The sequence below is a fragment of the Flavobacterium sp. LHD-80 genome, from assembly GCF_030929605.1.
GTDB lineage: Bacteria > Bacteroidota > Bacteroidia > Flavobacteriales > Flavobacteriaceae > Flavobacterium.
The window spans coordinates 252627-271717 of sequence record NZ_JAVFVS010000001.1 but is presented as its reverse complement, the minus strand read 5'-3'; the positions used below and the strand labels follow the sequence as shown (position 1 = coordinate 271717).

Sequence of the window (19091 nt, the reverse complement as noted above, 5' to 3'; positions counted from 1 at the left end):
AAGTTCGCTAAGATTTGCGCTAAGAACGCAAAGTTTTTTCCTTGCGAACCTTGCGAAAAATCTTTGCGAACTTTGCGGTTAAATGTATTTATAAAGTTATTTAAAACTTAGAATTAATAATTTCTTCCATTTCTTTTTGAACTGACAAAGCCTCTTCTCTAGCCTTTTCAGCAAAATCAGTTCCTTTTGAAGCGTAGATAATTGCCCTAGCTGAATTTACTAAAAGACCAATTTTATCATTCATTCCGTATTTGCAAACTTCTGATAAGCTTCCGCCTTGAGCGCCAATTCCAGGAACCAATAAAAAACTGTCTGGAACAATTTTTCTGATATCGGCAAAATATTCTGCTTTTGTGGCTCCAACAACGTACATTAAGTTTTCGCTGTTTTTCCATGTTTTAGAAGTTTCTAAAACTTGTTTGTATAATTCTGTTCCGTTTGTATTTAAAGTCTGAAAATCGAAAGCGCCTTCATTTGAAGTTAAGGCCAACATAATTGTATGTTTGTTTTCGAAAGCTAGAAAAGGCTCAACCGAATCTTTCCCCATATAAGGCGCAACGGTTACACTGTCAAAATTCAAGTCTTCAAAAAAGGCTTTTGCATACATGCTTGAAGTGTTTCCGATATCACCGCGTTTTGCATCGGCAATAGTAAAAACTTCAGGATAATTTTCGTTGATATAATTAATTGTTTTCTGTAATGACATCCAACCTTTTATTCCGTATGCTTCAAAAAAAGCCGTATTTGGTTTGTATCCAACTGCTAAATCGTAAGTTGCATCAATTATCGCTTTATTGAATTCGAAAATCGGATCCTCAGTTTCTAATAAATGCTGTGGAAGTTTGCTTAAATCAGGATCTAAACCAACGCATAAAAATGATTTTTTTTGAAGAATTTGTTCGTGTAGCTGTTGTGTTGTCATAGTGTGTTTTAATAGTCGGGCAAAATTACAAATTATAATTGTGAATTGTAAATTGTGAATTGTGAATTGTTGTCAGGCGGAGCTTCCTGAGATTTCGGGAGAAGTCCCAAGTTCTAATTGAAGCACCCTTCGACTCTTCTCAGGGTGACATTGTATTTGTTTCAAAGTGTAATTTTCTAATTGCCACATTATCTAATTATCTAATTAACATTGAATTCCTATAACATCTTCTAAAAATTATGTAAGAAAAAAGGAAGTCGTCTTTTCTAATTTTGGAAAGAACCCAAAAAATCAGACAGTTATGACTCCACATATCGGAATATCGACGAAAAATTTAAAGAAAAGCACTAGCATATTAGCCACGATTTTATCAAATGAAATGACATTGTACGTGAAAACGAGAAAATTTCACTGGAACATTTCAGGAAACAGTTTTATGGAACTGCATAAATTGTTTGAGGATCAATACCGAATTTTAGAAGCACAGATTGATGAAGTTGCAGAAAGAATCAGTCAGCTTGGTGAAAAGACCATTGGAACAATGAAAGAATTTATCGAGAATTCGACTTTAAAAGAATCTCCTAAAGAATATGCTTCGCAAAAACATATGCTGGAAGAACTTTTAGAAAATCACGAACAATTAGTTACGGAATTTAGAGATTATATTCCGGTTTTTGATGAAGCAAATGATGCTGGAAGTGCTGATTTTATTACAGGTCTTTTGCAGGAACACGAAAAAATGGCTTGGATTCTGCGCCGTTATCAAGCTTAAAAAATGTGAATTATGCAGCGTTATCCAAAATTAATATAACAGTTATTTTACGCTTAAATCGCAATTTTACAAAACAAATAATTACTAAATCAGACTATCATGAATACTACCGAAATAAAAGGAAACTGGAATGAGTTAAAAGGGAAATTGAAACAGCAATATGCTGACCTTACTGATGATGACCTATTGTATGATGAAGGAAAAGAAGACGAAATGTACGGAAAACTTCAACAAAAACTAGGAAAAACAAAGGATGAGGTTCGTAAAATTATTGCAGATTTATAAACCCTTTGATCTCAATCAGGGAATACCGTCTAATACTTGTACTAGACGGTATTTTTATGAAAATTTTATTTGTTTTTCTTCGATTTTCAGCATTTCTAACAAATCTTAAACACAATAACCAAAAATAAATTAAGTATCTTTAACCAAATTTTTATAAAATGAAGCTATTTATAAAGTTCGACATTAATACCATTTGTTCTCTTTATCTAAAACACAACCTTGAACAGCAAAATATAAATTTTACGAGTCTAGGATTTGGTGAGATCGAGATTGCTGACAACCTTGATGCTGATGCTCTCGAAACTTTAAAAAATAATTTGAGTCCATGCGGTTTTGAAATCGTGGAGAATCAAAAAAGTGTTTTGGTACAAAAAATAAAAGATGCCATAATTGAATTGGTTTTCATGGAAGACAGCAACAATTACAAAAGTTCTGTATTCTTGGCCGAGAAATTGAACCACAGTTACGGCTATTTATCTAATGTTTTTTCGGAAGTAACTTATTCTTCTATCGAAAATTTTATCATTTTACAAAAAATCGAAAGAGCAAAACAGCTTATCATTATTAATGAAATGAGCCTTACTGAAATTGCTTTTTTACTAAATTATTCGAGTGTTGCGCATTTGAGCACACAATTTAAGAATACGACCGGAATTACACCTTCGGCTTTTCAAAGAATAATTAAGAAACGAAGAGAAAATTTAAAATAAAAACCTAAATACCACACTAAAATGCAAAAAAACGCATTATATATTTTACTGGCTGATGATGATGAAGATGATCGTCTTTTTTTTAAGGACGCATTTGAAGAAATAAAAATTCAGACCAATGTAGATTTTGTTCACGACGGAATGCAGTTAATGGATCATTTAAACAATCTTGACAACAAACTTCCGGATATTTTATTTCTGGATTTGAACATGCCAAAGAAAACGGGTAAAGAATGTTTGATCGAAATCAAAAAAACAGAACGCCTGAAAAATATCATTATTGCCATCTATTCTACTTCATCATCTGAAGAAGATATTGAAGACACATTTATTCAAGGTGCCAATATTTACATCAAAAAGCCGAGCGATTTTAATACGCTTAAAAAAATAATTAATGAAGTCGTGACCGTAAACTGGCACTATCATACCTCTGGGTTAAACCGTGATAATTTCCTGCTGCGACTAAAATAGTATAAGCCTGCCAACATGAAATGGATACCAAATTTTAATTCTTCAAACTCATTGAGAGTTATTTTTGTAATCGCAGTTTTCATTCTGTTATTTCTATCATCCATTGCTTACAAACACAATCAGGACTTGAATGAATCAAGTAAGCTTGTGATGCATACTTATGAAATTAACATTCAATTAGAACGATTAATGTCGGCGATTAAAGATGCTGAAACGGGCCAGCGCGGGTACATCATAACTCGCAATGGCCGTTTTTTAGCGCCCTATCTTTATTCGCGCGACAAAGTAAACGCTTCGTTTATTACCTTAAAAAAACTGACTGCAGATAATGCGAAGCAGCAGAAAAATCTCGAAAATTTATTCAAGCTCATTATTCAGCGATTTGTTTCTTTTGAAAATTGCCTGAAATACAGCGATCCTAAAACATACGATAAACGAAAACTCGATAATCATATGTTTGGAGGCCGAATTTTAATGGAAAATATTCGGTTTCAAGTGGACAAGATGAATGACATCGAAAAAAAATATCTAGAAAAAAGACTTAAAATATATGATCAGGAAATTTCGCTGAGTCCTATTTTTTCTATTTCTTTATTTTTAACTGCGCTTACTTTTATTTTATTGGCTTACCGACAAATCAGTCGAGATTTTGAGCGCTTGAAAGTATTCAACAAAAAACTTTTAATTTCAAGTGGTTTGATGGCGGAGTCTGAAATTATTGGAAAATTCAGCACTTGGCAATGGGATTTGGATTCAAATAAAATCGATTATTCAGACAATCAGTTCCGAATATTAGGCGTTACGCCAAATTCTTTTGTTCCAGTAAAAGAAACTTTTCTTGACTTTGTACATCCAGACGATAAGGATGCCGTGGCTGCTTCGATGGAAGGAATTATAGAGAAAAAGAACCTTCCTTTTATTTATTATAAAATTGTACGCCCAGATCGCGAAATCAGGTATTTTAAATCGACAGGAAAATTATTGACTGATCAGCAGGGAAGTAAAATTCTACTAGGAATTAATTTTGACATTACCGATGAGCATCTTTTAAATATTGAACTTCAGGAACGAAACAGAGAATTAGAAAAAAGCAATAAAGAGCTGGCTTCTTTCAACCATGTTGCGAGTCACGATTTGCAAGAACCACTCAGAAAAATACAAACTTTTATTTCAAGAGTTTCTGATGCCGATAAAGCTGTGATGTCTGACAGTGCAAAAGATTATCTTTCTAAAATTGAAAGTTCGGCAAAAAGAATGCGCGTTTTGATTGATGATTTGCTTTTATTTTCAAGAACCAATACAACTAAAAAGGAATTTTTAAAATCAAACTTAAATGAACTTTTAGAAAATGCCGAATCTGAATTGACTGAATTTATTCATGAGAAAAAAGCAGTTATTACCACTTCAAAACTTCCAAAGTTAGAAGTGATTCCGTATCAGATTGAACAGCTTTTCATCAACTTGATTGGAAATTCTTTAAAATACAGTCAGCCCGATCGAATTCCTGAAATTAGCATTGAAAGCGAAAAAACACTTTCTAGCGCGTATCCAGATTTATTGGAACAAACTATAAAAAAATACCATAAAATAACTTTTTCAGATAACGGAATGGGATTTGACCCGCAGTTTAAAGAAACTATTTTTGTTCTTTTCCAACGTCTGCATTCTAAAACTGATTATCCAGGAACTGGAATTGGTTTAGCTATCTGCAAAAAAATTGTCGAAAATCACAAAGGTTATATTTTGGCCGACAGCGTTCCAGGAAAAGGTTCTTTGTTTACGGTTTTTCTTCCGGATTAAAAAATATACAAATTCTTACAAAGAGCGTTTACTGCAAATAACTATTTATTTGCAGTAAACGCTCTTTTTTTTCTACCAAAAAACGCCTTAAAGCCTTTATATAAAACGATTATGGGAATTATATAACGAATCTTTTTTATGCTGTAAAGCAAAATAAGCTATTCGTTAGCACCTTTGTAATGTAATACTTTATGAAGTAACAATGAAAGCAATGCCCCATATAAAAGCTGCTATTTTAAAAGTCTTTTTCTTATTGATCATAATCTCTTTTTCAGCATGCGGAAAGAAAGAACATCAAAAAGCAAGTCACTTTAAAAATGAAGCTTTTAGCCAAAACAACAGACAGCAAATAGATAAAGATCAAGTAGAATCTTCGTTTTTTATCGCTGTGGCAAATGTAAGTAATGCACTTATTTCAAAAAGTCAATTTGCACAAAAACGTTCAGAAAGTCCGATACAGGAATTAAGCAAAAAAATTGAAGATCATCAAAATCAATTGCTTCAAAGAATATCAGAAATGGCAAATAAAAAGCTCATTATTATTACTGATATCAATGTGGCTCACAAAAGAGATTTATATGAATTGATTGCCACTGAAGAAAGTTCTTTTGACAAAACTTATTTGAATTCAATTTCAGAATCGTTATCAGAACAGATTAATTTATTAGAAAAAATTTCATCTGAAACAAATGATGAAAAGATTTTAAAATTAGTGCTTCAGTATTTGCCAGACCAGTATCAGCTTTTAAGAGAAACCGAAAGATTAAAAACAGAGTTTATTTAAACGCCTTTAGAATCTATTATTATTAACTAAATTTTTTACTATGAAAATGCACAATTTTTTATGCGCCTTAGCCTTATTTTTTTCAGCTTCATTTGGAATGCTTCAAGCTCAAAATGACGAAAATGTTACGACCGAGTTTGGTGTAAAAGGAGGATTTAACATGTCGAATTTATATAACAATAATGCCGACGACGAAAATATTTTATACGGATTTAACGCCGGTGTTTATGCAACATTGCCTATTTCAGATTTTATCGCAATTCAGCCAGAGATTTTGTTTACAACAAAAGGTGCCGAATTAGAATATAACAATGCTTTTGCAAGCGGAACCGGAAAATTTAGATTGAATTACATCGAAGTTCCTTTATTAGTGAGAGTAAATGTTACTAAAAACTTTAATATTCATGCCGGTGGATATGCATCATATCTGGTAAGTTCCAAAGTTTCTGGTGATGGTGACTTCAACTTTGACGAAGAACTTGACGCAGATGATTTAAACCGATTTGACGCTGGTTTATCTGCCGGTGTTGGAGTTGATTTTAGTCCAATAAGTATTGGTTTACGATACAACTACGGATTAACAACAATAGGAAAAGAAAGAACTGTTGCGGGAACAACATTTACGGTTCCAGATGCTAAAAACAGCAATTTATCGCTATACCTATCGTACAAACTGAATTAGTAAAACGAATTAATTAACCCTCTAAAAAATAAAAACCATGTCAAATTTATTATATACAATCGCAGTAATCTTAGTTATTCTGTGGGCTCTTGGTTTCTTTGTTTACAGCTTCGGAAGCGTTATTCACATCTTATTAGTGATCGCCATTATTGCTGTATTGCTTAGACTTATCAAAGGCAGGGAAATTTAAAAACAAATCATATTAACAATTACATATTAATCATTAAAATCAAATATTATGAAAGCAAGTAACACCATTTTAGGAATTGTTGGCGCTGCAGCTGCAGGAGCATTATTAGGAGTTTTATTCGCACCAGATAAAGGTTCAGAAACTCGCAAAAAAATCAAAGATAAATCGAAAGATTACGGAGATAACTTAAAAACAAAATTTGACGGAATTGTAGATACAATCAAATCAAACGGAAAAGAGCTTGTAGACGAAGGTAAATCTAAATTTAACCAAGTTAAAGACGACTACAATGCAATTAAAGACGAGGCAAAAACCGTAAAATCAAACTACTAGTATCTAGTAAAAAGTGAGATTTTTAAACCATAAATACCTTATATCATGGAATCAAATGCAACAACAAACGAGAATTTAAATCTTTATGAAAAAGCGGAAAACTATACTAAAACCAGTTTGGAATTACTTAAACTGAAAACAGTATGTTCAGTCGCAGATGTGGTTTCAACCTTAACATCTAAGATAGCAGTCGGCGTTGTTGTTGCATTTTTTACCTTGTTCCTTAATATCGGGATTAGTTTATGGCTTGGCAAAGAGCTTGGAGAGTATTACTACGGCTTTTTTATCATGGCAGTTTTTTATTTAATCGTTGCCATTGTGATTCATAAAACGCATCACAGTTTGATTAAAACGCCAATAGGAAATAGTATTATTTCAAGTATTCTAAAAGACGAAAGTAAAAACTGATTTAACTATTAATAACTAAACAAGACTATAATGGAGCCTATTTACACTATTGATCAATTAAATCAGAGAATAAAGTTTTTAGAAAATCGTCAGGACGCCGAGTGGTGTTCGATAAAAGACGAAATTGAGGATATTAAAGAGAATTTAAAACCTCTAAACCTGATTCGGAATACGGTTGAAGAAATCAATGAAACTGTTGGTTTTAAAAGCCACATTGCCCAATCTGCCATTAGTATCGGAATTGGATATTTGGCAAAAAGATTCATCGTCGGAAAAGGCGATTCAATGTTCAAGGGAATTTTGGGCTCAATCGTTCAGCTGGTCGTTACCAACTTGGTTTCGAAACCACAGCACGAATCATCAGATGCCTCTTCAGAAGAAGAATCATCACACTACGAATCATCTAAAGAGTAATTTGTCTAACTTAAATTTTATATCATGGAAAAGTTAAGCGAAATCGTAATAAAAAATGGAGTTTACATGTACTCTAATCTATATAAATGTTTTGAATACACAAGAGTATTTCTCGGTATCTAACTTGTTTATACGTTTCTTTTTTTGAAATTAAACGGTTAAAGGGTTAATACAGACTATATATTTAAAGGTTCTGAGGTACTAAGGTGCTAAGGAACTAAGGTTTTGTTAAAAGCTGGTGCTTTTATCAACCAAAAAGAGATTATTTCACTTAAGTGAAATAATCTCTTTTCTATTTTAAAAAACTTAGAACCTTAGCACCTTAGTACCTCAGAACCTCTAATTATAATTTTGATAAATCGGTAATTTCAAACCAACATACAAATTGCATGCTTTTGAAGTATTCGAAAACAAATTTGAAATCAACGATCCAGACCCCACAAACAGCGGACCAGCTCTAAAACCAGTTCCAACTTGTGTGCCGCTGAATTCCATGTACGTTACTGGAACATAAAAACTGAATTGTCGCGTTTCATATCGAGGCGTAAAGGTAACCGAATTTGGAAGTGCAGTTCCGTTTATGTTTTTTGCATTCACTAAACTAAAATCAGTGCTTAAATTTAAGTAGAATTTGTTGTCGATATTCCAGTCGAAATTAGTGTGAAGTGCTGTTGGCAAATTAGCTTTAATACCAGTTCTTGACGCAACTTTTGTATAATGCGTATCGAAGAATTCGAAAATACTTTCTGCATTGTCAATATCATCCTGCGTTACTCTTCCAGCTAAATTATACGTATTCTCGGTAATATTTTTATAATTGATTTTCCCGATATCTGTTACTGAGGCTGCTGCTTTGAATTTATATCTATTTCCAATGCACGTGTGACAATTTGTGCGGTATTCGTATGTAAAACCCAAATCAAGTCCAACTCCAGCCGAAGCCCCACTAAATTTAGGATCATTTCCGTTTTGATAGTCATAACTTGCAGCCGTTTTTAATGTTCCCGTTGAATAATATTCACTCAACGCCGGATTTGCATTATTTTTATTGAAAGCCACACTTAAATCATTTCCGCTGATGTAGCCGTTTACACCTGCAAGCAAATATTTTACAGTCAAACCTCCTTTAATAAAATGATCTTCCTCATCTAGAAAAATTGTCGCATAACTCGCGCCAATTTCTGCCCAGGAATTGCTCACACCATTTGGATTTCCGCCTTGAATTAAAAAGCTATTGGAAACATCAAGATCTTTATTTAATTCATCAATAAGTTGTCCGTTTACATCAATAAGACCTGTAACGCTGCGAACTCTTGTAAAAAGTGCAATACTATGTTGAGGTGTAATATTCATCATAAACGAAGGTCCTAAAATGTCGAAATTCACATTTCCACGATTGTTCGTTTTGATGTTTTTGCTGGCGTCTGTCTGGATATCATAATTCCCGTCGAGAACTTCAGCAAAATTAAAGCCGTACAAATCATTTTGTCCTGTTGCACTTGCTGAAAAAATAGTAACGTCGGCTCTATACTTAGAATCTACAATAACTGAAGGATTAAATAAAGCCGATTGGATTCCGGCATAATTGTCATCCCTGAATCCGAAATACGATTGCGATCGCGCATAAAAAAAGCTTCCAAAGAAGCAAAATAATAGTAAAGTTCTCTTCATAGATTTTTTTTAAGGGGTTGGTTGGTTGTGCCTTATTTTGAAAAAGCACACAAATATTAACAAAAAAATGGCAAAAAAAAACTTGCCTAATCTAATCGATTAGGCAAGTTTTTTTTAGATACTAAGATTCTAAGCTGCTATCCCGAGGCTTCGGGACTAAGATTTACTTAAAAATATTATTAATCTTACTTCATTTTAAAATATTGTAGTAATCCACTTGAATTAAATTAAAGAGATTAAGAAAATTCGCAAAACATTCATTAACAGATTAATCTCAGAAATTTAACAACTTATTGAATAAAAAAATCGAAAATTTAAAAATCTAAGAAGGTTCTTGCAATTTTTTCTTTTAAAGGTGCAAAGTGACATAGTTACAAAGGTTTAAAGGTTTCCTGTTTTTGCTTATAAACTTAAACAACAAAAAAGCCGAACATAAGTTCGGCTTTTTTTATATTATACAGTCTAAAGAGAAAAACCTGAACCTTTGTAACTATGTCACTTTGAACCTGTGTACGATTAGTACACCTCAGAAGCTTCCTTCAATTTCTCCATATTGTTAACCAACTGTAATTCGGCAACAATTTTTTGGATATCACCATTCATGATGTTTCCTAAATCGTAAAGCGTTAAACCAACACGGTGATCGGTTACACGACCTTGCGCATAGTTGTACGTACGAATCTTAGCCGAACGGTCACCAGAACTTACTTGTGAACTACGTTTAGAGGCATCTTCTTCTTGTTTTTTCGCCAATTCCATTTCGTACAAACGAGAACGTAATACGATTAAGGCCTTGTCTTTATTTTTATGCTGCGATTTCTGATCCTGACATTGTGCTACCAATCCTGTTGGAATGTGCGTTAAACGTACAGCCGATTTCGTAGTATTTACCGATTGTCCTCCAGGTCCTGACGAACAGAAGAAATCTACACGAACATCGTTCATATCGATTTGAACATCAAACTCTTCTGCTTCTGGCAAAACCATAACAGTAGCCGCCGATGTATGCACACGACCTTGCGTTTCTGTCTGAGGAACACGTTGTACACGGTGAACACCCGCTTCAAACTTCAAGGTTCCGTAAACATCCTCTCCCGAAACCTCAAAAATAACCTCTTTGAAACCTCCGGAAGTACCTTCGTTCATATCCACCACAGATGTTCTCCATCCTTGGCCTTCACAGTATTTAGTATACATTCTAAATAAATCCCCTGCAAAAATACTCGCTTCGTCCCCACCCGTTCCGGCGCGAATCTCCACCATAACATTTTTAGCATCTTCAGGATCTTTAGGAATCAACATAAATTTGATTTCCTCCTCTAGTTGAGGCAAACGCTCTTTTGCTTCGTCAAGTTGCATTTTGGCCATTTCAACCATATCAGCATCGCTTCCGTCAGCAATAATTTCGTTTGCTTCGTCAATATTTGCTAAAACAAGAATGTATTCTTCTCTCTTATCAACCAAAGCTTTAATGCTTTTATATTCTTGGTTGAGTTGCACATAACGTTTTTGATCAGCAATAACATCCGGCTGAATAATCAAATCCGAAATCTCATCAAAACGCTGCTTTACATATTGAAGTCTATCTAACATTTTCTAATTCCTTTTATTGGACTGCAAAATTACAAAATTTTTGTGGAAAATTCTAGTGGTTATTTTTTGGGATTTTTGATGATAGTTTAAGGAATTTTATTTTTTATAAATCAGGTGTTTTTACCTTATGATTAATTTAAATTAAATGCGATGTTTGTTTTTATAAATACATATTGTTTGCCTAAAAGATTAGTAATTCTAATGAAGTAATTACATTTTAGTTTTTTATGGTTTTCCGTAAAAAAAATATTTACAAAGTTTTTAGATTTGAAAAAATATTTTAAAAAAAAATGAAATAAATTATTTTCAAAATTACGCATAACAATACAAGAAAATCTTATATTTTTTTTTTAAAAAAATTAAACTTTATATCTATGAGTGAATATAATATTTCTAAAACTGATCTATTAAGTGAAAGCGATGTAGAACAGAAAATAATTTATCCCTTACTTACAAATCCACAACCATTAGGATTAGGTTATAACAATCAAGAAATCCAGACAAAAGTTAATTTAAAAAAACTTCAAATTGATAAAGGTAAAAAATCTTCTTTGTATTATCCTGATTACTTAATTACAATAAATGGAGTTCCGTCTATAATAGTCGAAGCTAAAAGGCCAGATGAAGATTTAAACGAAGCTTTCAGACAGGCAGCACTTTATTCAGCCGAAATAAATCGCTTTTTTGAAGATGAAATAAATCCATGTAAATACATTATTGCATGCGATGGTTTAAGTTTTTTGGCAGGTACATGGGACAATGCCAAACCAGCATTTAATTTAACAACACAAAACTGGGAAGTGGGAAATGATGAGTTTTCATCATTCTTTAATATGTTTTCTAAAGATTCAATTGAAAGGCATTCTACAGAAATAAGAACAAAAATCCGAAAAGATGTTAGTTTCAAAAAACCTTTGCATCTTATTGGAGGAAAAAATATTCAGAATAAACAAATCAAAAATTCTTTCGGCGAAACAATTTCCATCCAATATAGACATCTCTTTAATCCAAATGTCGATGAAGAGAAAGCAGATATTGTAAAAAACGCATATGTACATACTAATAAACATCAATCACATGTAACTCCAATTGACAGATTAATACGAAAAAAAGTTTTATCTTCTGTTGAGAATTCAACTCTAATAAAATCAAGTGAAAATCCAACAGAGCTATTAAGTAAACTACAAGAAGCTCATAATTATAACAACCAAGTATTATTACTTATAGGAAGTGTAGGTTCTGGAAAATCAACCTTTACTACTTATCTCAAGGAAGTTGCTTTAGACAAGCAGTTAATTGAAAAACTTGTATGGGTAACATTAGATTTAAATAATGCGCCGGTAAACAGTAAAGACATTTACTCTTGGATTATCAACAACTTAACAAACAAAATCAAAGCAAGCAGAACCGATATTGATTTTGATGATTTTGAAACAATAAAAGAGATATTTAAACTAGAACTTGAAAAATTTGATAAACTTGCGGGAGCATTACTAGACAAAAAAAGTGAGACTTATCGTATTGAATTATTTCGAAAAATTACAGAATTGCAAGCTAGCCACGAACTTGTTTTGCATTCTATAATATCAACTTTTTTACATTCTACTGGGAAAAATTTAGTTATAGTCTTGGACAATTGTGATAAGCGAAATTTAGAAGAACAATTATTAATGTTTGAAGTAGCTAATTGGATAAAAGAAACCATAAAAGCAATTGTATTCCTGCCACTTCGAGATACAACTTACGATCATTTTAAGAAAGAAAAACCATTAGACACGGTAATAAAAGATCTAATTTTCAGAATAACTCCGGCACCTCTTGAGCAAATAATTTATAATAGGATCAAATACGCTACAAGGCTTTCCGAAAAAAATGAGAATCGATATTATACTTTGGACAATAATATAAAAGTTTCGTATCCCGCGAAACAAGAACTTTATTATCTTAAAAGTATTATTACTTCTTTATTTCAAAATCATTTCTTTAAAAAATTAATTACCGGTCTTACTGGGAGTGATATTCGTCACGGCATAGAAATCTTTTTAGATTTCTGTAAAAGTGGTCATATAACAGATTCTGAAATCTTTAAAATTAAACAAAGTAAGGGCGAACACATATTACCTCGCCATGTTGTTAGTAAAGTTTTCTTTAGAGGTGACCGAGTGTTTTATAATGACGAATCTTCTCGTGTGAAAAATTTATTTTATTCTGATCCTAGTGATAAGATTCCAAATCCATTTGTAAGAATTGAAATTCTTAAATGGTTGCACTCTAAATATCGTACTCGCGGATTGAGCGGAATTTTAGGTTTCCATAGAGTAGATGAATTAATAAGCGATCTTATAACTATTGGATTTGAAAGAGATAGAGTTGAAAAGGAAATTCTTAATTTGATTCGCCATAGATTAATAATTAGTGAATCACAAGATAGTAATAGTTTCAAATTAGCCGAGCTAATTTCCATTAATATACCAGGCATTATACATCTTGAGCTACTAAATAATATTGATTATTTGAGTTCTTGTAGTGAAGATACTTGGTTTAGTGTTGTTGATATTGCTACTCAAATTGCAAAAAACATATCTGGAACTGGAAAACATGCTCATTTGTCATTAGAAAATGTTATTGAACATTCAGAATTACTAATAAATTATCTTTCAGATTATCATAACTCTTTTTTTGAAGGATACTTAAATTATTTATCAGACAACAAACAATCATTTCCATTAAAAGAAGAAGAAATACGGTCCATCATTTCGAATGAGAAAAGTAGAATTGCACAAAATACTCCAAAACTTTTAGACGCAGGAACTAAGCTTAATGCAAAAGTAACAAAAATAATGCGGTATGGACTTTTTTTGAAACTTTCCAAGACAAATAAAGTTGGCTTTATATCAGAACGAGAATTAAGTGATATCGATTATGAAATTATGCAAGATGACAATTTAGTAGTAGAAATTATAAATTTTAGTTCAACTCACAATAAATACGAAGTAAAAATAGCTAAAATTGAAGAAGAAAATTTTTAGTTTTAATACATCGCGCAGATATGTCTCCACAGTTCGTTAGCGCAGATTTGCAATCTGTGCCCGCAACAGTAACACACAATACAAATCATAAAAAACAAAAAGCTACAAAATCATGTAGCTTTTTTTATATTTACAAAGAGAACAAACCAATCTTTGCGGGCACGGATTGCAAATCTGCGCCATGATGATATTGTTTTTAGAAAATCTATATGAAATAAATAGCTCTCGATAATAAAAGACAAACATTAAAAAAATGAATATAAAAAATCATCCGTTCTTTACAAAATATAGAAATTTCAAGTATCTATTATTATTTCATTTGTTTGTTTCTCTTTTTATTTTTATTTCAGGATTAGTTGGTGGTTATAACAATGGGGATCCTTTGCTAGGTTTGAAAAAACCTTTTGAAAATTATACCGCATTGTCTAATCCCGAAAAATATTTAAAAAGTGATTTTTTTGTAGTCGATACTGCATTTATTGAAGAAACTTCAGGCAGAAAACCCTCTGACACAAAATCAAAATACACCGTAATTAGAGGTAACTTATTGCATTCGAACATCAAAAAAGAAATAATTTGGCAGGGCAATAATATTTATACATTTTATAAAGAAAGACTTGCCCTTAACAACGATAATTTCAAGTACGTCTCTACCCGAAAAGCAAAATCTATCAAAGTATGGAGAAACAAACTGAATGACGCACTTTTTGTAGACAACAAAAAGCATATGGAAGATCAAAAGTTTAACGCTGTTAGTCATTTATACATTCAATTTTCACTTCTCTTATTGCCTATAGTTTTGCTCATTTTAAAAAAGAAATCAGAAGTATAATCCTGATCGCACCAACAAGACACAATACAAATCATAAAAAACAAAAGCTAAAATATCATGTAGCTTTTTTTTATATTTACAAAGAGAACAAACCAATCTTTGCGGGCACGGATTACAAATCCGCGCTAACGTGATATAATAAAAGCTCTTTATGAAGAAAAAGAAAAATTGGTTAAAAAGATTTGTCGAGAATTTGCTTGATTTTATTTTAGACTGGAAATAATAACGTCCCGCTCATTAACGCAATCAAACTAATTTTCAAATAATCTTATTGTCTTTAGCAAAAGCCAGTGCTTCGGTGAAGTTTTTGACTTCAAAAGTTTCAAAAATTTTTCTTCTATAATATTTTATCGTATCTGGAGAAACAAACATTTTTTCGGCAATCTGATTTATGGTTAAACCTTGAGCATACAACCTAAGTATTTCCAATTCTTTGTCTTTTAATTTTGATTTATTTTTTGCGATCCAGACTTTACTGGATAAATCAAATTTCCACAAAGTCTCTGAACCTTGCTTGTTTATAATAATGTTTCCAGCTTTTTTATTATGTGAAATAGAAACCAGACACAACGATTTCCAAACTGCTCCTTCCTGATTCAAAAAAAGAGGCGTCAGTTTATGATTAATAAGAATGGGTTTGTCATATTTCCCTTTTAAATGAAAATCATACGATATGCTGTATAATTTTCGTTCGTCATTGTTAGGCAGTTTATCATAAAAATCAAATCCGGCACTGTTGATGGTACTTAATAATTCTAGATCTTCTTTTGGAACATTATTAAAATAGAATTCATATCCCATTTCAAGCACTTCTTCTGCCGAAAAACCACATAAAAACAAAGGATTATTGGAAACATATTCAAACTTCATTTCTTCATAATCGATCACATAAATACTTTGATACGTTATTTTTGCAAAAGATTTTATCACTTCCAGATAATTCCCGAACTGAACTTTGTCTGCATCCGATGTGGCTTCTATCTTGTTGCGGTTGAGTAAAGATCGTTTTTCGTTTTCCATCTTATAAAAATACTAAAAACTACACAAAAGTGTAAAATGAATTTAAAATCTATTACTTTTTTTTGTAATGCGTTTTAACTTTTTAATTATGAGGAATAAATCAGTATCAGAGTCTAGTTTAAAAGAACTAATTAAGAATAAAAAAGCCTTAAAAATAATTATTATCGCCTTAGGCATTTTATGGATTCTTATTCTGTCGTGGATCGTTAGTATACCAAAATACAAGTTAATTTTTACGCTTTTGCCACTTGCCATTACAACAATAGTCCCTATTTTAATTTTTATGAGTCAAATAGACTCCGAAATTAAAAAACGTAATTCTCAGAATAGTTAATAAATCAACATAAGGTTTAAATCTCATGCTGGCGTGGCGTCCCGCTCGTGCACGCGATCAAAATCAATTTTAAAAACGATGCGGTCACGAGCGAGACGCTCGCGCTAGCACGAGAATTACCTCTTTCCTGATCTTCGAAGAACAAACCAATCTTTGCGGGCACAGATTACAAATCTGCGGTAACGAATCGTAAAGAGTCATTTTCATGACAAAAAACAAAACAAACAGTAAATCAATATCTTATAAATTAATTTATATATTTGATTATTGCCAAAATCTATTCTTTAATCATTTTTTCTAACAAAACCACTAATGGAAAAACTCATTAAAATTGGCCGTTTGTTTTATGGTATCGGCGTTGTTGCTTTAGGGATCCATCAACTTATAATCAAAAAATTTCGTTCAGAAATTTTAGCTCCATTTCCTGCTTGGGCGCATGACAATAGCATCTTCCCTATTCTTGTCGGAATCGTTTTAATACTTGCTGGAATTATCATTTCGGGCGTATTTACAATTAAATTTATTGAAACCAAAAAAGCATGTCTTTATTTAGGTTTTGGTTTTCTTGTTTCTGTCATCGCTTCTCATTTGCCGTACATCATCATGCTGAGTGCAGAAAAAACTCCCGATTTTCAAGTTTGGATAAATGCTATCGAAGCCTTAACCTATAGCGGTGGAGCGTTTGTAATGGCAGGATCATTTGGAGAAAATAATGCTGCTACAGGCGAAAAGAATTTCACGTCATTATTAGAAAAACTTATTCCGTGTGGACGCGTTTTTTATTCCATTCTCATTATAATATTTGGATTAAGTCATTTTGCTTTTGCCAGTTTTATTGCGACAATGGTTCCAAAATGGTTGCCGGCGCCAATGTTTTGGACGTATTTTTTTGGCGTTGCACTTGTTATTGCTGGAATATCCATTATTTTCAAAATACTAATAAAACCTATTTCACTTCTTTTGGCCTTTACACTTTTATTGTTTTTCCTATTCTTTCATATTCCTGATGCCGTTGCAAATCCATCAGAAGGTGGTGGAAATGAAATTGTTCGTGCGCTTATATGTTTGCTTTTCTGTGGAATTGCATTAGTAATTGCGTTTACAAATGATTGTAAAAAACGGGTTAATTAAAATCACAACAGGTAATATAAAATCAAATTATTATGGAAAACTTCGATTGGACATCCTTCACCAAAAAAATAGCCATAAAAGCTAAAATCAGCGATATTTATAATGCCTGGACAATAGCTGATGAACTGGAAAAATGGTTTCTAGAAAAAGTTTCTTTTTTTGATGCCAATGAAAACTCAATCCCCAAAAATAAAAATGCTTCAGAAGGCACTGCTTACGAATGGCTTTGGTATTTATACAAAGACGCAATGAATGGAAAAATTACTTCAGCAAACGGAAAAAACCAATTGCAATTTACATTTGAAGGAAATTGCCTTGTTGATATAAAATTGAGCGAAAGTAATGGTTATACAATTGTCGAACTTCATCAGCACAATATTCCAACGGATGATTTTTCGAAACAAAATATCAGATTGGGCTGTTCAAACGGCTGGCACTTTTATCTCACCAATCTTAAATCGGTTTACGAAGGCGGATTGGATTTACGAAATAAAGACGAAAATTTGAATCCGATGATAAATAATTAAGGGTTTTTAAAATGTCTATTCGTTCGTAATTCCTATTTTTGATAAAACAATCTTTACCGTTTTAATGAAAAACAAATTTATTCGTCGTTCCAAATTAACCAAATGGAATATTATCACTATTAGTATTTATGTACTGCTTTCTTTTTTCTTATTAAGTTACGTTGCAATAAACAAAAACACCCAAGACATACTATTTTTATACGGACTCGCTACTCAATTATTTCTTTACAGTTTTCAATATCGGGCGCTTCGTAATTTTAATTATTTTTTAATTTGGGTAGTAATTGGAATACTTCATTTTTGTGTTTTTCTTGCGTTAAAAGATTTACCACAAAATATTTTTGAACGAAGTGGTTTAAAAGCTGCTATTATATTAAGAAATACTCTACTGTCATTATTTCTTTTTCAAGTGCTTCGATTTTTAAGTTTACAAATTCAGAACAAAGAATTAATTATGCCAGCAAAAAACGGCGCAACAGATCTTTATGATGATCGAAAAGGCACTATATTCGATGTAATTTGTTTTTTTGTGTTTTTAGGTGTAACTGTGTTTGCTATGACAATATAATTTATTGACCAAACTGGCTCGACTATACTGCTCGTGAACGAAATTAAAAAATCGAATGACTGAAATTATAACAATTAAAAACAAACCGAACTGGATTATATCAATTATCTGTCCTATTGCTCTTTTAGCTTTGATTTTCGTAATATTTATTCTCCTTCCCATTGTGTCTGTTAAAAGTACTTATCTGTTTTCAGCGTTGAATTACATTCAATCGGTTGTACCTTTTTTGGCATTTTTTATTCTGTTCTTTTACATTTGGTTGTGGAATACTTTTGGCAAAGTGATTTTAGAAATTTCACCTGAAAAAATAAAAGTGACGACTAAAAACAAGCTTTTCAATAAGCCAAAAGAATATAGAATTTCTGAAATTGAGAAAATCAGTATTTTAGATTTAGGAATTGAAAAAACTAAATATTACATACGTTTGAATTATTTATTCTCAAATTCCAATTATTCGATTATTATTCAAAAAGGGATTCAAACTATAAGAATTATCGATTGGTTAGATATTAAGAATGCAAATAACATTCTAGAAAAAATCAATAAAATTATGAACCAAAAAACACCCGTATCTTAATCGTAGAGACAATACAAACGAATTGTTTTTTAAGTTAC

At 31.9% G+C, this 19091-nt stretch carries 21 protein-coding genes; 17 read left to right on the top strand and 4 right to left on the bottom strand.

The annotated features are described in order from the left end of the window. Positions 1-100: 100 nt before the first annotated feature. On the bottom strand, positions 101-922 hold the full coding sequence (gene pyrF / locus RB619_RS01145) for an orotidine-5'-phosphate decarboxylase (RefSeq protein ID WP_308093083.1): 822 nt from the start codon (positions 920-922) through the stop codon (positions 101-103). Positions 923-1223: 301 nt separating this feature from the next. Between pyrF and RB619_RS01140 the strand changes: the two genes are divergently transcribed. The 11 genes from RB619_RS01140 (at position 1224) to RB619_RS01090 (ending at position 7771) form a co-directional block, all read left to right on the top strand. Beyond that, positions 1224-1694, top strand: a complete 471-nt coding sequence (locus tag RB619_RS01140; RefSeq protein ID WP_308093081.1) for a DNA starvation/stationary phase protection protein — start codon at positions 1224-1226, stop codon at positions 1692-1694. A 99-nt stretch (positions 1695-1793) separates the two neighbouring features. Beyond that, a complete protein-coding gene (locus RB619_RS01135) occupies positions 1794-1979 on the top strand; it encodes a CsbD family protein (protein WP_055098382.1) in 186 nt (61 codons plus the stop codon). 158 nt (positions 1980-2137) lie between these two features. After that, entirely contained in the window at positions 2138-2689 is a 552-nt protein-coding gene (locus tag RB619_RS01130) for an AraC family transcriptional regulator (protein WP_132988629.1), read from the top strand. Between the two features lie 21 nt (positions 2690-2710). Next, a complete protein-coding gene (locus RB619_RS01125) occupies positions 2711-3160 on the top strand; it encodes a response regulator (protein ID WP_133525071.1) in 450 nt (149 codons plus the stop codon). 15 nt (positions 3161-3175) lie between these two features. Next, the gene (locus tag RB619_RS01120; protein ID WP_308093062.1) at positions 3176-4960 is read left to right on the top strand and encodes a CHASE3 domain-containing protein; all 1785 of its coding nucleotides are present in this window, start codon (positions 3176-3178) and stop codon (positions 4958-4960) included. Between the two features lie 211 nt (positions 4961-5171). After that, complete coding sequence (locus RB619_RS01115) at positions 5172-5744, top strand: DUF4142 domain-containing protein (RefSeq protein WP_308093060.1); 573 nt, start codon at positions 5172-5174, stop codon at positions 5742-5744. Between the two features lie 40 nt (positions 5745-5784). Then, on the top strand, positions 5785-6426 hold the full coding sequence (locus tag RB619_RS01110) for a porin family protein (RefSeq protein WP_308093058.1): 642 nt from the start codon (positions 5785-5787) through the stop codon (positions 6424-6426). Between the two features lie 37 nt (positions 6427-6463). Further along, positions 6464-6616, top strand: a complete 153-nt coding sequence (locus RB619_RS01105; RefSeq protein WP_155100564.1) for a lmo0937 family membrane protein — start codon at positions 6464-6466, stop codon at positions 6614-6616. Positions 6617-6664: 48 nt separating this feature from the next. Continuing rightward, entirely contained in the window at positions 6665-6949 is a 285-nt protein-coding gene (locus RB619_RS01100) for a YtxH domain-containing protein (protein WP_308093049.1), read from the top strand. Between the two features lie 45 nt (positions 6950-6994). After that, positions 6995-7357, top strand: coding sequence for a hypothetical protein (locus RB619_RS01095; RefSeq protein WP_308093047.1), 363 nt, complete (start codon positions 6995-6997; stop codon positions 7355-7357). Positions 7358-7387: 30 nt separating this feature from the next. After that, positions 7388-7771 (top strand): hypothetical protein, encoded by a 384-nt coding sequence (locus RB619_RS01090; RefSeq protein ID WP_308093041.1) that lies wholly within the window; start codon positions 7388-7390, stop codon positions 7769-7771. A gap of 339 nt (positions 7772-8110) precedes the next feature. Here the strand turns inward: RB619_RS01090 and RB619_RS01085 are convergent, their stop codons facing one another. Then, positions 8111-9442: a DUF5723 family protein gene (locus RB619_RS01085; protein ID WP_308093039.1), complete on the bottom strand. Its 1332-nt coding sequence runs from the start codon at positions 9440-9442 to the stop codon at positions 8111-8113. A 516-nt stretch (positions 9443-9958) separates the two neighbouring features. Then, a complete protein-coding gene (prfA, locus tag RB619_RS01080) occupies positions 9959-11035 on the bottom strand; it encodes a peptide chain release factor 1 (protein ID WP_308093036.1) in 1077 nt (358 codons plus the stop codon). A gap of 374 nt (positions 11036-11409) precedes the next feature. Here prfA and RB619_RS01075 point away from each other — a divergent pair, with 374 nt between their 5' ends. Next, a complete protein-coding gene (locus RB619_RS01075) occupies positions 11410-14064 on the top strand; it encodes a type I restriction enzyme HsdR N-terminal domain-containing protein (RefSeq protein ID WP_308093034.1) in 2655 nt (884 codons plus the stop codon). A gap of 253 nt (positions 14065-14317) precedes the next feature. Then, on the top strand, positions 14318-14896 hold the full coding sequence (locus tag RB619_RS01070) for a hypothetical protein (RefSeq protein ID WP_308093027.1): 579 nt from the start codon (positions 14318-14320) through the stop codon (positions 14894-14896). A gap of 258 nt (positions 14897-15154) precedes the next feature. Here RB619_RS01070 and RB619_RS01065 read toward each other — a convergent pair whose 3' ends face one another. Further along, positions 15155-15916 (bottom strand): helix-turn-helix transcriptional regulator, encoded by a 762-nt coding sequence (locus tag RB619_RS01065; protein ID WP_308093025.1) that lies wholly within the window; start codon positions 15914-15916, stop codon positions 15155-15157. Between the two features lie 646 nt (positions 15917-16562). Here RB619_RS01065 and RB619_RS01060 point away from each other — a divergent pair. The 4 genes from RB619_RS01060 to RB619_RS01045 all read left to right on the top strand — a co-directional run bounded on the left by RB619_RS01060 (position 16563) and on the right by RB619_RS01045 (position 19053). Further along, entirely contained in the window at positions 16563-17381 is an 819-nt protein-coding gene (locus RB619_RS01060) for a DoxX family membrane protein (protein ID WP_308093023.1), read from the top strand. Between the two features lie 32 nt (positions 17382-17413). Continuing rightward, on the top strand, positions 17414-17908 hold the full coding sequence (locus RB619_RS01055) for an SRPBCC domain-containing protein (protein ID WP_308093020.1): 495 nt from the start codon (positions 17414-17416) through the stop codon (positions 17906-17908). 64 nt (positions 17909-17972) lie between these two features. After that, entirely contained in the window at positions 17973-18476 is a 504-nt protein-coding gene (locus tag RB619_RS01050) for a hypothetical protein (protein ID WP_308093017.1), read from the top strand. Positions 18477-18531: 55 nt separating this feature from the next. After that, the gene (locus tag RB619_RS01045) at positions 18532-19053 is read left to right on the top strand and encodes a hypothetical protein (protein WP_308093015.1); all 522 of its coding nucleotides are present in this window, start codon (positions 18532-18534) and stop codon (positions 19051-19053) included. Positions 19054-19091 lie beyond the last annotated feature (38 nt).

Bases quoted from the DNA above. Each gene is read 5' to 3' on its own strand.
- RB619_RS01115 (WP_308093060.1), top strand. From the start codon at position 5,172: ATGCCCCATATAAAAGCTGCTATTTTAAAAGTCTTTTTCTTATTGATC.
- RB619_RS01125 (WP_133525071.1), top strand. From the start codon at position 2,711: ATGCAAAAAAACGCATTATATATTTTACTGGCTGATGATGATGAAGAT.
- RB619_RS01090 (WP_308093041.1), top strand. From the start codon at position 7,388: ATGGAGCCTATTTACACTATTGATCAATTAAATCAGAGAATAAAGTTT.
- RB619_RS01135 (WP_055098382.1), top strand. From the start codon at position 1,794: ATGAATACTACCGAAATAAAAGGAAACTGGAATGAGTTAAAAGGGAAA.
- RB619_RS01100 (WP_308093049.1), top strand. From the start codon at position 6,665: ATGAAAGCAAGTAACACCATTTTAGGAATTGTTGGCGCTGCAGCTGCA.
- RB619_RS01065 (WP_308093025.1), bottom strand. From the start codon at position 15,916: ATGGAAAACGAAAAACGATCTTTACTCAACCGCAACAAGATAGAAGCC.
- RB619_RS01120 (WP_308093062.1), top strand. From the start codon at position 3,176: ATGAAATGGATACCAAATTTTAATTCTTCAAACTCATTGAGAGTTATT.
- RB619_RS01130 (WP_132988629.1), top strand. From the start codon at position 2,138: ATGAAGCTATTTATAAAGTTCGACATTAATACCATTTGTTCTCTTTAT.
- RB619_RS01085 (WP_308093039.1), bottom strand. From the start codon at position 9,442: ATGAAGAGAACTTTACTATTATTTTGCTTCTTTGGAAGCTTTTTTTAT.
- RB619_RS01050 (WP_308093017.1), top strand. From the start codon at position 17,973: ATGAAAAACAAATTTATTCGTCGTTCCAAATTAACCAAATGGAATATT.
- pyrF (WP_308093083.1), bottom strand. From the start codon at position 922: ATGACAACACAACAGCTACACGAACAAATTCTTCAAAAAAAATCATTT.
- RB619_RS01070 (WP_308093027.1), top strand. From the start codon at position 14,318: ATGAATATAAAAAATCATCCGTTCTTTACAAAATATAGAAATTTCAAG.
- RB619_RS01045 (WP_308093015.1), top strand. From the start codon at position 18,532: ATGACTGAAATTATAACAATTAAAAACAAACCGAACTGGATTATATCA.
- RB619_RS01055 (WP_308093020.1), top strand. From the start codon at position 17,414: ATGGAAAACTTCGATTGGACATCCTTCACCAAAAAAATAGCCATAAAA.
- RB619_RS01095 (WP_308093047.1), top strand. From the start codon at position 6,995: ATGGAATCAAATGCAACAACAAACGAGAATTTAAATCTTTATGAAAAA.
- RB619_RS01140 (WP_308093081.1), top strand. From the start codon at position 1,224: ATGACTCCACATATCGGAATATCGACGAAAAATTTAAAGAAAAGCACT.
- prfA (WP_308093036.1), bottom strand. From the start codon at position 11,035: ATGTTAGATAGACTTCAATATGTAAAGCAGCGTTTTGATGAGATTTCG.
- RB619_RS01105 (WP_155100564.1), top strand. From the start codon at position 6,464: ATGTCAAATTTATTATATACAATCGCAGTAATCTTAGTTATTCTGTGG.
- RB619_RS01060 (WP_308093023.1), top strand. From the start codon at position 16,563: ATGGAAAAACTCATTAAAATTGGCCGTTTGTTTTATGGTATCGGCGTT.
- RB619_RS01075 (WP_308093034.1), top strand. From the start codon at position 11,410: ATGAGTGAATATAATATTTCTAAAACTGATCTATTAAGTGAAAGCGAT.
- RB619_RS01110 (WP_308093058.1), top strand. From the start codon at position 5,785: ATGAAAATGCACAATTTTTTATGCGCCTTAGCCTTATTTTTTTCAGCT.